Genomic DNA, 12,855 nt, shown 5'->3' with positions numbered 1-12,855 from the left:
CGGATGACAGCCGTGCGACCGCGCACCAGGCTCCGGGACGACGGCGCCAGCCGCTGCCCGCCCGAGCGCATCCCGTGGAGGCATGCATGAGATCACCCCGGTCGTCCCTGCCCGTCCTCGTGGCGGCGTCCACCGTCCTGCTCACCGCCTGCGTGGCCGAACGCGACGAGGAGGGGGGAGCCGCCGCCGCCCAGGACTACCCGGCCGACGACATCACCCTCTACGTGCCGTACGCGCCGGGCGGCCCCACCGACCTGGCGGCGCGCACCGTCGGCGACTGCCTGGCCGCGGACTTCGGCCGGAACGTGGTCGTCGAGAACCGGGAGGGCGCCTCCGGGTCGCTGGGGATGCAGGCGATGATCCAGGGCGGCGCCGACGGCTACAGCCTGTCGCTGATCGCCGTGCCGGCCTCGGCGACCAACCCGCTGCAGGAGGACGTCGGCTACACCAACGACGACTACGTCCCGATCGCCGCGGTCACCGAGATCCCCTCGGTGCTGGCCGTGGGGGAGGGGTCGCGGTTCGCCGACGCCCGGGCGCTGTTCGCCGAGGCCGAGCAGAACCCGGGCCGGGTGACCGTCGGGGTGCCCGGCGCGACGACGTCCCAGGCGATGGAGCTGCGGCGGCTGGCCGAGGAGTACGGCGTCGAGCTGTCCCTCGTGCCGTTCACCGGCAACGCCGAGATGACCACCGCGCTGCTCGGCGGGAACGTCGACGCCATCTTCATCAACGCCTCCCAGGACGTGCTGGAGAACATCGAGGCTGGCAGCTTCGTGCCGCTGGCGATCAGCCCCGAGGAGCGGGTCGACTACCTGCCCGACGTGCCCACGCTCGCCCAGCTCGGCTACCCCGAGCTCACCAACAGCGTGTCGGTGTTCGGGCTCGCCGCTCCGGCCGGCACGCCCGACCAGGTCCTGCAGACCCTGGAGGACGGCGTCGCCGCGTGCCTGGAGCAGCCGGAGGTGGTCGAGGCCCTGGGGGACCAGTACGTGCCCGACCAGTTCATCGGCCGGGACGAGTTCCGGGCGCGGATCGACGAGATCGTGGAGGTCTACGGCCCGCTCCTCCAGGAATAGCGCGGATGGCGTCCCGGTGCCGGTCAGGGCCCGCCCCTCCCCGGCCCCGGGCTGGGCAGCACCTCCTCGGCGGTGGACAGGAAGTTCGCCAGCACCGGGGAGGTGTCGCCCTCCCGCCAGGCGAGGGCGATCGGCACCCGGACGTCCACCCCACCGGCGATCGGCGTGAAGACGACCCCCTCGATCTGCAGCGTCTCGGCCGACGCGGGCATCAGGGCCACGCCGACCGCGGCGCCGACCAGCGCGACGACGGTGTGCGTGTCGGGCGCCTCCTGGACCACGCGCGGCGTGAAGCCCGCGGAGAAGCAGGCGTGCACCGCGGCGTCCCGCAACGCCGAGCCCTGCATCGAGACGTAGCTGACGAAGGCGTCGTCGGACAGGTCGGCCAGGTCCACCTCGGGCCGGCCGGCCAGCGGGTGGTCCTGCGGCAGCACGGCCATGAGGGACTCGTTGAGGATGACCCGGCTGGCCAGCGGCCCCGCGGGCACCGGCGCGCGCAGGAACCCCACGTCGATCTCCCCGTCGATCAACGCGCTCACCTGGGCGGCGCTGAACACCGACGGCCGCAGCTCCAGCCGGACGTGCGGATAGCGCCGGCGGTAGGCGCGGGCCATGCGCGGGAGCAGCCGCCAGGTGATCACACCGGTGACCCCCACGCGCAGCTCACCGCGCTCGCCCCGCTCGGTGACCAGCACCGACTCGCGGGCCCGCTCGGCCTCCCGCAGGACGCGGCGGGCGTGCTCGAGGAACACCGCTCCCGCGCTGGTCAGCCGCACCTGCCGGGTCGTCCGCTCGAGCAGCACCGCGCCGACGTCCTGCTCGAGCTGCTTGACCTGCTGGCTCAGCGCCGGCTGGGCGAGGTGCAGCCGGCGGGCCGCCCGGCCGAAGTGCAGCTCCTCCGCGACGGCGGTGAAGGCCCGGAGGTGACGCAGCTCCACGGGGCCTCCGATCCATGCGCGATCGCTATGGACGACGCATCGATTCGTTATTGGACCACGCACAATCCCCGCTCGTAGTGTCGGGCGTCACACCCAGCCGTGACCCGGAGGACCCGATGTCCGCGTCTCCCCCAGCACCGGCACCCGCACCCGCACGACACCCCCGATCGGCCTGGTCCCAGCTGCGTCGGCTCGCCCCGCTGCTGCTCCTGGCGCTGGGGGTGGGTGCCCTGCTCATGGGCAGGGACATGGGGCTCGGCGAGCTCACCGCGCCCGGCCCGGGTCTGTGGCCGGTCCTCGTGGCCGCGCTCCTGACCGCCACCTCCGTCGCGCTGCTGTTCCTCGACCCGGCGGAGGACTACGAGCCCTGGACGGCCGGGACGGCGCGGATCGCCGCGGGCCTGGCCGGCCTGGCCCTCTTCGTCGTCCTGTTCGACACGATCGGCTTCGTCGTCCCGGCGTTCCTGCTGCTGTTCGCCTGGCTCCGCTTCCTGGCCGGCGAGTCCTGGCGGTTGGCCCTGGTCCTGGCCGTCGCCGGGGCGGTCACCCTGCACCTCGTCTTCGTGGTCGCCCTCGGCGTGCCGTTCCCCGCGGGCCCGGTCGACCAGCTGCTGGGGGGATGAGGTGGGGATCTCCGACGGCATCGTCCAGGGCTTCGCGGTCGCCCTCGACCCGGTCAACCTGCTCTACGTCTTCGCCGGCGTGCTCATCGGCACCGTCATCGGCGTGCTGCCCGGGCTGGGCCCGACCGCCACGATCGCGCTGCTGCTGCCGCTGACCTACACCATCGAGCCGGCGACCGCGGTGATCCTGCTGGCCGGCATCTACTACGGCTCGATGTACGGCGGGACGATCACCTCGGTGCTGCTGCGCCTGCCGGGCGAGGCGGCCTCGGTCGTCACCACCTTCGACGGCTACCAGATGGCTCGGCAGGGCCGGGCCGGGCCGGCGCTGGGCATCGCCGCCATCGGCTCGTTCGTCGGCGGCATCCTGTCGGTCCTCGGCCTGATGCTGCTCGCGCCGCCGCTGGCCGACCTGGCGGTCTCCTTCGGCCCGCCGGAGTACGTCGCGCTGACCGCCCTGGGCATCCTGCTGGTCACCTACCTCGGCAGCGGGACACCGCTGAAGAGCCTGTCGATGGCGGCCCTGGGCCTGCTGCTGGCCACCGTGGGGCAGGACCCCATCACCGGCACCACCCGGTTCACGTTCGGCTCGGTCGCCCTCTTCGACGGGCTGGACTTCGTCGCGGTCGCCATGGGGCTGTTCGGGGTGGGCGAGATCCTGCACAGCCTGGAGCGCACGGACAAGGTGCAGGCGGTCACCCGCAGGATCAAGCACATCTGGCCCACGCGGCAGGACCTCCGGGACTCCTCCGGGGCCATCGCCCGCGGCTCGGTGCTCGGCTTCGTCATCGGGGTGCTGCCCGGCGGCGGTGGGGTGATCTCCTCGCTGGCCTCCTACGCGCTGGAGAAGCGCCGCGCCAAGGACCCCAGCCGCTTCGGCAGGGGCGCCATCGAGGGTGTGGCCGGCCCCGAGACGGCGAACAACGCGTCGTCGACCTCGGCCTTCATCCCGCTGCTGACCCTCGGCATCCCCGCCAACGTGGTGCTGGCGCTCATCTTCGGCGCCCTGCTGGTGCAGGGGGTGACCCCGGGACCGCAGCTGATCAGCGAGGAGCCGGAGATCTTCTGGGGCGTCATCGCCTCGATGGTCGTCGGGAACGTGATGCTGCTGGTCCTGAACATCCCGCTGGTCGGGGTCTTCGTGCAGCTGCTCCGGGTGCGGGCCGGCGTCCTCGCCGCCTTCGCGCTGCTGGTGACCATGGCCGGCGTCTTCTCGGTCAACAACGACTCCTTCGACATGTGGGTCGTGCTGGTCTTCGGCGTCATCGGCTGGCTGATGAAGAAGACCGGCTTCGAGCCCGGTCCGCTGGTCCTCGCCTTCGTGCTCGGCGCGATCATGGAGACCGCGTTCCGGCGGTCGATGCTGCTGTCCGGTGGCAGCCTCGACATCTTCGTGACCCGCCCCCTGTCCGGCGGCCTGCTGGCCGTCATGGCCGCGGTGGTGGTCCTCAGCCTCGTCCTGGCCCGGCGGCGGCGTGCCGCCTTCCGGCACGTCGAACCCGACGACGAGTCCGGCGACGAGGACGGCCCCGGCCCCGTCGAGGGCGAGCCCGGCCTCGGCGCCGAGCCGGCCCGCAGCACCGGGTCCACCCCCGGCCGCGACACCCGCACCTCCGACACCGACGTCCCGTCCGCCCCTGGAGAACGATGAGACCCCTGCGCCCCCTCGCCGTCCTGCTGGTCACCGCCGCCGCCCTCTCCGGGTGCGCCGAGGACTCCGGGGCCGTCGCCGCCGCCGACTACCCCTCGGAGGACGTCCGCCTGCTGGTGCCCTACACCGCCGGCGGCCCGACCGACATCGCGGCGCGGGCGCTGGGCGCACACCTGGAGGAGGAGCTCGGCCAGCCGGTCGTCGTGGAGAACCTGCCCGGGGCCTCCGGCGCGACCGCGTACACCGAGCTCGTCTCGTCGCAGCCCGACGGCCACACGCTGTCGATGACGGCTCTGCCGACCGCCGTGCTCAACTACCTGACCAACGACGTCGGCTACACCCGCGAGGACTTCGCCCCGGTCGGCGTGGTCACCCAGGTGCCGTCGGGCATCGTCGTCCCGGCCGACTCCCCGCACCAGGACCTGGAGTCGTTGTTCCAGGCGGCACGGCAGGACCCCCAGGCCGTCACCGTCGGGACCCCCGGAGCCACCAACACCCACGCCGCGGAGACCCGGCGGATCACCGCGCTCTACGACGTCCCGCTGACCGTCGTCCCCTTCGAGGGCAACGCCGAGGTGCAGACCGCGCTGCTCGGCGGCAACGTCGCCGCCGGCTTCGTGAACCTCTCGCAGGACATGCTGCCGGCGATCGAGTCCGGCGAACTGCGGCTGCTCGCCGTCGGCACCGAGGAGCGGCTGCCGTACGCCGACGCGCCGACCTTCGTCGAGCTCGGCTACCCGGAGCTCACCCAGAGCACGACGACGTTCGGCGTCATCGCGCCGGCGGAGACGCCGGACGAGGTCGTCTCGACGCTCGAGGGCGCCCTGCGCAGCGCGAGCGAGGACGAGGCCGTCGTCGAGGCCCTGGACCCCCGGTACGTGCCGGAGGAGTTCCTGGGCAGCGCGGACCTGGCCGAGCTGTTCACCGACACGGAGGAGACCTTCCGCGATGTCGTCGGCGGCTGAGGCGACCCGGGCCGAGGCCGGCGACCCGGCGCAGGGGACGGGCGCGGACTCCCTGGTCGCGGGCCTGCGGGACCTCGGCGTGGAGACGGTGTTCGGGTTGCCCGGCGTGCACAACCTCGCCGTCTGGGAGGCCGCCGCCGCGGCCGGCCTCCGGGTGGTGGGGGTCCGGCACGAGCAGGCCGCCGTGTACGCCGCCGACGGGTACGCCCGCGCCACGGGCCGGCTGGGCGTGGCCGTGGTGACCACGGGGCCCGGTGCCGCCAACACGCTCGGCGCCACGGGCGAGGCGATGGCCTCGGGGGCACCGGTGCTCGTGGTCGCCACGGACATCCCGTCGACACTGCGGCGTCCCGGCGTGTACCGCGGCGCGCTGCACGAGACCCGTGACCAGGCCGCCATGTTCGCCCCGGTCACCAAGGCCACCGTGGTCGCCTCGGCGGTGCGGGACCTGTACGCGGACACCGTGCGCGCCGGCTCGGTCGCCCTGCGACCGGCCACCGGGCCGGTCTACCTCGGGGTCCCCACCGACCTCCTCGGCGCACCGGCCGGCAGCCCCGGACGGGCGCCGGCGCCGGCCGACCCCGAGCAGCCGGTGGACGGCGACCAGCTGGCCCGCGCCCGCGAGCTGCTCGCCCGCGCCCGCCGCCCGCTGGTGTGGGCCGGCGGCGGGGCGCTGCGCTCCGGAGCGGGCGACCTGGTCGGCGAGCTCGCCGGGCGCCTGGCCGCGCCGGTGGTCACCACCTTCGGCGGGCGCGGTCTGCTGCCGCCCGACCACCCCTGCCTGGTGCCCGGCCCGCCGCACGTCCCCGCGATCGGCCGGCTGTGGGACGAGGCGGACCTGGTGGTCTCCCTGGGCAGCGACCTCGACGGGACGAACACCCAGAACTGGGCGATGCCCCGCCCGCCGACGCTGCTCGCGGTCAACGTCGACCCCGCCGACGCCACGAAGAACTACCCGGCCGACGTCACCGTGGCCGGTGACGTGTCCACCGTGCTGGCCGCCCTGCTCGACGGCCTGCCGCAGCGGGACGGTCTGCCCGCCCTCCGCAGCACCCTGGACGCGGTGGCCGACGAGGTGCGGGCGCTGGTGCGCGCGGACGAGCCCCAGGCCGTGGGGCTGCTCGACGCCCTCGACCGGGTGTCCGACCGGACCGGGGTGCTGCTCGCGGACATGTGCATCGCCGGCTACTGGGCGGCCGCCTTCGCTCGCGTGCCCGGTCCGCGGCGGCTGGCCTACGCACTGGGCTGGGGGACGCTGGGCTACGCCTTCCCCGCCGCGATCGGCGCGGCCGCCGCGGGCCGGGGCCGCGCCCTGGCGCTGGTGGGGGACGGCGGCTTCCTGTTCGCCTGCGGGGAGCTGGCCACCCTCGCCCAGGAACGGCTGCCGGTCACGACCGTCCTCGTCGACGACGGCGGCTACGGGATGCTGCGGTTCGACCAGGTGCAGGCCGGCGTCCCGGCGCGGGGCGTGGACCTGGCCACCCCCGACTTCGTCGCGCTCGCGGGGTCCTTCGGAGTCCCGGCTCTGGCGGTCGACGGCTTCGGCGAGGAGTTCGCGGCCGCGTTGGACGAGAGCATGGGCACCGACGGCCCCGACGTCCTGGTGGTCCGGGCGGCGCTCACCCCGCCGCCGTCCACCTCGCCGCGCTGGTACCGGCGTCGGCAGGTGGTGCCGTGATCGACAAGCGGGTGGCCACGCTCGCCGAGGCCGTGGCGGACGTCGCCGACGGCGCGACCGTGCTCGTCGGCGGCTTCGGCAACTCCGGCGTCCCGGTCGAGCTGGTGCACGCCCTGCTGGAGCAGGGGGCCCGGGACCTCACCGTGGTGACCAACAACGCCGGCAGCGGGGAGACCGACATCGCGGCGCTGATCCGCGAGCGCCGCGTCCGCCGGATCATCTGCTCCTACCCGCGCTCGGCCGGGTCGGTGTGGTTCGAGCAGTTCTGGCGGGCCGGCGAGATCGAGCTGGAGCTCGTCCCGCAGGGCACCCTCAGCGAGCGCATGCGCGCGGCCGGTGCCGGACTCGGCGGCTTCTTCACGCCGACCGGCGCGGACTCGCTGCTCGCGGAGGGCAAGGAGGTCCGGGTCCTCGACGGCCGCCGCCAGGTCTTCGAGCGGCCCCTGCCGGCGGACGTCGCGCTCATCAAGGCCCACCGCGCCGACCGCTGGGGCAACCTCGTCTACCGCACCGCGGCCCGCAACTTCGGTCCGACGATGGCCACGGCGGCCGCGCTGACCGTCGTCCAGGTGCGCGAGTTCGTCGAGCTGGGGGAGCTCGACCCCGAGGCCGTCGTAACGCCCGGCATCTTCGTCGACCGCGTGGTGGAGGTGGCTGCGTGACCGAGCCCGCGAGGACCGCCGGCGAGGAGGGCACGTGACCGAGCTCGCGAGGTCACGCGGGGGCACGGCATCCCTGCGCACGAGACCGACGAGCGCCGGCGAGGAGGGATCGTGATCCGCCCGCTGTCACCGACGGACGTCGCCCGCCGGGTCGCTCGCGACATCCCCGACGGCTCCTACGTCAACCTCGGGATCGGCCTGCCCACCCTGGTCGCCGACGTGGTGGGGCCGGACAAGGAGATCGTCTACCACAGCGAGAACGGCATCCTCGGGATGGGACCGGCGCCGTCGCCCGGCCAGGAGGACCCGGAGCTGATCAACGCCGGCAAGCAGCCGGTGACCCTGCTGCCCGGCGGCTCGTTCTTCCACCACACCGACGCGTTCGTGATGATGCGCGGCGGGCACCTCGACGTGAGCGTGCTCGGCGCCTTCCAGGTGTCCGAGACCGGTGACCTGGCCAACTGGGCCACCGACGAGGCCGCGTTGCCGCCGGCCGTCGGCGGGGCCATGGACCTGGCCGTGGGCGCGAAGCGGGTCCTCGTCATGACCACGCACACCACGCGCGACGGCCGCCCGAAGCTGCTGGCGCGCTGCACCTACCCGCTGACCGCCGCGGCCGTCGTGGACCGGGTCTACACCGACCTGGCCGTCCTCGACGTCTGCTCCGAGGGCTTCGTCGTCCGTGAGGTCGCCCCCGGTGTCACGCCCGACGCGCTGCAGGCGGTGACCGACGCCGGGCTGCGGTTCGCTCCCGACCTCGCCGTCGTCCACCCCGACTGATCCCACCCGACGTCCCTGGAGGCAACGATGCCCCGTCCCGTCCGGACCATCGCGGCACTGGCTGTGCTCGGTCTGCTCGCTGCCTGCGCGGAGGACAGGGGGAGCGCGGCCGGCGACCCGGCCGCGTACCCGAGCGAGGAGATCCGGTTCCTCGTCCCGTACGCGGCCGGCGGCCCCACCGACCTCACCGCCCGCGCGTACGGCACCTCGCTGGAGGAGCAGCTGGGGCAGACCGTGGTGGTCGAGAACCTGCCCGGCGGCTCCGGTGCACTAGCCACCCAGGAGCTGATCGGCGCCCCGCCCGACGGGTACACGCTGTCGCTGGTGACGGCGGGGACGCTGGTCCTCACGCCCCTGGCCAACGAGGTGGGGTACACCAAGGACGACATCACGCCGATCGGGGTCATGGCCGAGGTGCCCTCCGTCCTGGCGGTCGGCGCCGACTCCCCGTACCGGACCGCCGCGGACTTCTTCACCGCGGCCCGGCAGCAGCCGGGTGTCGTCACCGTCGGCGTCCCGGGGGCCTCGACGCCGCAGGGCATCGAGCTGCAGCGGCTGCGCGAGGAGTACGGCGTCGAGGTGACCGCGGTGCCGTTCAACGGCAACGCGGAGATGACGACGGCGCTGCTCGGCGGGAACGTCGACGCCGTCCTCATCAACGCCTCTTCCGACGTCACCGCGAACATCGACAGCGGGCAGTTCCGGCCGCTGGCGGTCTCCTCGGAGGAGCGGCTGTCCTGGCTGCCCGACACGCCCACCCTGGTCGAGTCGGGCTTCCCGGAGCTGACCCTGTCCGGGTCGACGTTCGGCCTCGCCGGCCCGGCCGGGATGCCCGAGGAGGTCGTCACCGTCCTCGAGGACGCGCTGCGCACCGCCCACGACGACCCCGCGGTCGTCGAGCAGGTGGGCGAGGAGTACATCGACGAGGAGTTCCGCGGCGCCGAGGACCTCCGGGCGGTCCTGGACCGCACGCAGGCGGTGTACGAGCCCCTCCTCGGCGGCTGACAGCGGTGTTCGCATCGGTTGACGCGTCGGGGGACCGCCAGGGCGAGTCGGCCGGCGACACCCGGTCAGGCCTGGCCCGCGCCCGCCGAGCAGGCCCGAGTGCGTGCCGAGACACGCTGTCGTACACCCTCCGTGGGAGCTCCAGCCCTGCTCACAGGTGGAAGCAGGGGTGGAGCTCCCACGGAGGTACTGCACTCGGCGGCCGCGTCGGCGGTCACGGCGGGGCCCGACCGGGGGCGTGGGCCGGCCGTCCGGTGGGGTCCAGCCCGCACGACGTGTACCTGGCGAGCCGGCACCTTCGGACGACACCCGACCGCGCCAACCCGCCTGAGAAGCGCTGTGAGGCCGTTGACCCTCCAGCGGCTGGAGGGTGCAGCGTCGTCGGCATGACCGGTACGGCGCCCACCATCGGCCAGCTGGCCGCGCGGCTCGGCGTCCCCGTGCGCACGGTCCGGTTCTGGTCCGACGAGGGCCTGGTGGACCCGCCGGCGCGCTCGGTCGGCGGCTACCGGCTGTACGACGCCGCGGCCGTGGCCCGGCTGGACCTGGTGCGCACGCTGCGCGAGCTCGGTCTGGGGCTGCCGGCCATCCGGGAGCTGCTGGCCCGGCGGCGCACGGTGGCCGAGGTGGCCGCCGAGCACCTGCGCGCCTGGACGCCGAGATCCGGCTGCTGCGGCTGCACCGCACCCTGCTGCGGTTCGTGGCCGCGGCAGGGACGACGACGGAGGAGATGGGGATCGTGCACGAGCTGGCCACGCTGTCCGCCCGCGAGCGGCAGCAGCTGATCGACGACTTCGTGGCGCGTGCGTTCGGCGGGTGCCCGAGGACGGGCCCGGCGCCGGCATCGCCGCCGGTATGCGGACGATGCCGGCCGAGCTGCCCGACGAGCCGACACCCGAGCAGGTAGGCGCCTGGCTGGAGCTGGCGCGCCTGGTGATCGACCCGGGATTCGCCGACCGCGTCCGCGAGATGGTGCTCGCGGGCCCGGGCTCGACGCCGGAGGAGCCAGACCCGATGGGCGCCGACGCCGGCCGCATGGTGTCGCTGGGACGGCGGGCGCTGGCGTCCTCCGTCGTGCCCGGGAGCCCGGCGGCGGAGGCGCTGGTGGCCGAGTGGCTCGGCGAGGACGCCGGCCGGCGGCAACAGCTCGCCGACCGGCTCGCCACGTTCACCGACGCCCGGGTCGAGCGCTACTGGCAGCTGCTCGGGGTCCTCAACGGCTGGCCGCCGTTCGAGCTGTCGGTGCCGGCCGTCGAGTGGTGGATCGCCGCGCTCCGCGCAGCAGACTGAGGCCGTGCCCTCCTGGCTGGTGCACCCGCCGCTGCTCGGCCCGGCGGTGCTGCAGCCGCTCGCCGCGGTGGCCGGGCCGGCGGAGGTCGTCGGCTTCTCCGGGGCGGGGGTCGTGCTGCCCGACGTGGCGGCGGCCGTCGGCGCGCGGGCCCGCGGCTGGACGGTGGGCGGCGACGGCACCGGCGTGCACCTGGACGTCGCCGACGACCCGGGCCGGATCGCGGACCTGCTCGGCTGACCGCGCTCACCCCTGCGGGTGACGGCCGGTGCGGACCGCTGGAGCCGGCACCCCCCGTGGCCGAAGACCGGCGGGAACACCCCCGACGGAAGGCCAGCAGTGGACGACGCACCGGCACGGCCATCGGCCCGCGGCCTCCAGGTCGCGCTCCTCTCCGGGGCGCTGGCGACCGCGCTGACCGTCGCGCACCTCGCCGCCGCGGAGCTGTCGACCGGCCCCCAGCAGGTCCTGCTGCACCTGCTGGTCAGCGGTGCCGCGGCCGCAGGCGCGGCCGCCCTCGGCGCCGGGCGGGTGCGGCGCACCGAGGCCGACCTGGCCCGGCTGGCCTTCTCCGACGTCCTCACCGGCCTGGCCAACCGGGCGCTGTTCACCGACCGGCTCGAGCTCGCGCTGCGCCGCACCGCGCGCAGCGGCGGCGAGGTGGCCGTCGTCTTCCTCGACCTCGACGGCTTCAAGTCCGTCAACGACAGCCTCGGCCACGGCGCCGGGGACCAGCTCCTCCGTGAGGTCGGCCGGCTGCTGCAGGCCGCCGTCCGCACCGAGGACACGCTGGCGCGGCTGGGTGGCGACGAGTTCGCCATCCTCGTCGAGCGCTCGCCCGGCGTGGAGGAGGCCACCCGGATCGCCGAGCGGGTGCTCGCCGCGCTGACCGGCCCGGTCGACCTGGGCGGGCAGCGGGTCACCGTCTCGGCGAGCATCGGCATCGCCACCGGGGACGTCGCGGCGACGGCGTCGTCCCTGCTGCGGGACGCCGACAATGCCATGTACTGGGCCAAGGGCTCGGGGCCGGGCCGCTACGTCGTCTTCAACCCGCAGATGCGCTCGGCCGCCGCGGAGCGCCGCCAGCTCGAGGTCGACCTGTGGGCCGCGGTCGCCGACCGGCAGTTCCGGCTGGTCTACCAGCCCGTCGTCGACCTGGGCAGCGAGCGGGTCACCGGCTTCGAGGCGCTGATCCGCTGGGACCACCCGACCCTGGGCGTCGTGCTGCCCGAGCGGTTCCTGCCGGTGGCCGAGGAGATCGGGCTGGTCCCCGACATCGGCCGCTGGGTCCTCACCGAGGCGTGCGCCGCCGCGGCCGCCTGGCGCCGCGACCACCCGGCCGCGGCCGACCTGTCGATGGCGGTCAACGTCTCGCCGTCCCAGCTCGGGTCGCCGGGCCTGCTCGCCGACGTGCGGACGGCGCTGGCGGCCAGCGGGCTTCCGCCGTCGGCCCTGGTGCTCGAGCTGACCGAGTCGGTGCTGGTACAGGACCCGGTGCTGGCCGCCGAGCGGCTGCACGAACTGCGCGGCCTCGGCGTGCGGGTGGCGCTCGACGACTTCGGCACCGGCTACTCGTCGCTGTCGCACCTGCGGCAGTTCGCCGTCGACATCCTCAAGATCGACCGGTCGTTCGTCAGCACCATCGACGACGCCGAGTCGATGCCGGCCATCCTGCGCGGGCTGATCAACCTCGGGCACACCCTCGACCTGGAGATCGTCGCCGAGGGCATCGAGCAGGAGCGCCAGCGCACCCACCTGCGCGACGGTCAGGTGGCACTGGCGCAGGGCTACCTGTTCGCCGCGCCGCTGGAGCACACGGACGCCGAGCTGCTGCTGCTCGGCGGCGCCAGCACGCCCACCGAGGGGACCGACACCGCCACCCCCGCCTGACCGTCCGGCGCGCGCTTCCCCTACCCCCCGGTCGTCGATCATGGGGTTGTTGCCGCCGCGGGCGGCGTGTCCGTGCGTGTCGCCGACAACAAGCCCATGATCGAGACGAGGGCCCGGCGACTCTCGTCATCGCACCCTCGGCCACCTCCGTCGGTGATCGACTCGGCGTCTTCGCTGTTCAAGGCCCCGGAACTGTCGTACCCCCGGCCCAGCGTGGGGGCCCGGCCGACCGGACCAGGACCCGACCAACCGACACCGGCACCCGACCCCGGACGCCGACCGACCACCCTCCTGACCTC

The 12,855-nt window shown here is 74.6% G+C and carries 13 protein-coding genes; 12 read left to right on the top strand and 1 reads right to left on the bottom strand.

Features of this window, described 5'->3' with window-relative positions:
• Window positions 1-86 precede the first annotated feature (86 nt).
• Window positions 87-1,076 (top strand): Bug family tripartite tricarboxylate transporter substrate binding protein, encoded by a 990-nt coding sequence (locus ACWIX7_RS00390; RefSeq protein WP_448619652.1) that lies wholly within the window; start codon window positions 87-89, stop codon window positions 1,074-1,076.
• 23 nt (window positions 1,077-1,099) lie between these two features.
• Here the strand turns inward: ACWIX7_RS00390 and ACWIX7_RS00385 are convergent, their stop codons facing one another.
• Window positions 1,100-2,014 carry a LysR substrate-binding domain-containing protein gene (locus ACWIX7_RS00385; protein ID WP_448619651.1) on the bottom strand — a complete coding sequence of 305 codons (915 nt, stop codon included), beginning with the start codon at window positions 2,012-2,014 and terminating at the stop codon, window positions 1,100-1,102.
• Between the two features lie 116 nt (window positions 2,015-2,130).
• Between ACWIX7_RS00385 and ACWIX7_RS00380 the strand changes: the two genes are divergently transcribed.
• From ACWIX7_RS00380 to ACWIX7_RS00330, 11 genes are all read left to right on the top strand, one after another.
• Window positions 2,131-2,637, top strand: a complete 507-nt coding sequence (locus ACWIX7_RS00380; RefSeq protein ID WP_448619650.1) for a tripartite tricarboxylate transporter TctB family protein — start codon at window positions 2,131-2,133, stop codon at window positions 2,635-2,637.
• A gap of 1 nt (window position 2,638) precedes the next feature.
• Window positions 2,639-4,288: a tripartite tricarboxylate transporter permease gene (locus ACWIX7_RS00375; RefSeq protein WP_448619649.1), complete on the top strand. Its 1,650-nt coding sequence runs from the start codon at window positions 2,639-2,641 to the stop codon at window positions 4,286-4,288.
• On the top strand, window positions 4,285-5,253 hold the full coding sequence (locus ACWIX7_RS00370; protein ID WP_448619648.1) for a Bug family tripartite tricarboxylate transporter substrate binding protein: 969 nt from the start codon (window positions 4,285-4,287) through the stop codon (window positions 5,251-5,253). The genes ACWIX7_RS00375 and ACWIX7_RS00370 overlap by 4 nt, the downstream gene beginning before the upstream one ends.
• Window positions 5,237-6,931: a thiamine pyrophosphate-binding protein gene (locus ACWIX7_RS00365; RefSeq protein ID WP_448619647.1), complete on the top strand. Its 1,695-nt coding sequence runs from the start codon at window positions 5,237-5,239 to the stop codon at window positions 6,929-6,931. The genes ACWIX7_RS00370 and ACWIX7_RS00365 overlap by 17 nt, the downstream gene beginning before the upstream one ends.
• Entirely contained in the window at window positions 6,928-7,593 is a 666-nt protein-coding gene (locus ACWIX7_RS00360) for a 3-oxoacid CoA-transferase subunit A (protein WP_448619646.1), read from the top strand. Before ACWIX7_RS00365 ends, ACWIX7_RS00360 begins: the two co-directional genes overlap by 4 nt.
• A gap of 111 nt (window positions 7,594-7,704) precedes the next feature.
• Entirely contained in the window at window positions 7,705-8,373 is a 669-nt protein-coding gene (locus ACWIX7_RS00355; RefSeq protein WP_448619645.1) for a 3-oxoacid CoA-transferase subunit B, read from the top strand.
• A gap of 27 nt (window positions 8,374-8,400) precedes the next feature.
• Window positions 8,401-9,378, top strand: coding sequence for a tripartite tricarboxylate transporter substrate binding protein (locus ACWIX7_RS00350; RefSeq protein ID WP_448619644.1), 978 nt, complete (start codon window positions 8,401-8,403; stop codon window positions 9,376-9,378).
• A gap of 386 nt (window positions 9,379-9,764) precedes the next feature.
• On the top strand, window positions 9,765-10,163 hold the full coding sequence (locus ACWIX7_RS00345) for a helix-turn-helix domain-containing protein (RefSeq protein WP_448619643.1): 399 nt from the start codon (window positions 9,765-9,767) through the stop codon (window positions 10,161-10,163).
• Between the two features lie 31 nt (window positions 10,164-10,194).
• Window positions 10,195-10,668, top strand: a complete 474-nt coding sequence (locus ACWIX7_RS00340) for a hypothetical protein (RefSeq protein ID WP_448619642.1) — start codon at window positions 10,195-10,197, stop codon at window positions 10,666-10,668.
• Window positions 10,669-10,672: 4 nt separating this feature from the next.
• Window positions 10,673-10,906 (top strand): hypothetical protein, encoded by a 234-nt coding sequence (locus ACWIX7_RS00335; RefSeq protein ID WP_448619641.1) that lies wholly within the window; start codon window positions 10,673-10,675, stop codon window positions 10,904-10,906.
• A gap of 99 nt (window positions 10,907-11,005) precedes the next feature.
• On the top strand, window positions 11,006-12,556 hold the full coding sequence (locus tag ACWIX7_RS00330) for a putative bifunctional diguanylate cyclase/phosphodiesterase (protein WP_448619640.1): 1,551 nt from the start codon (window positions 11,006-11,008) through the stop codon (window positions 12,554-12,556).
• Window positions 12,557-12,855 lie beyond the last annotated feature (299 nt).

This window comes from Geodermatophilus sp. URMC 65, assembly GCF_053502545.1.
Note: the sequence above shows the minus strand (reverse complement) of the source record. Positions and strands in the feature narration are given on the sequence as shown.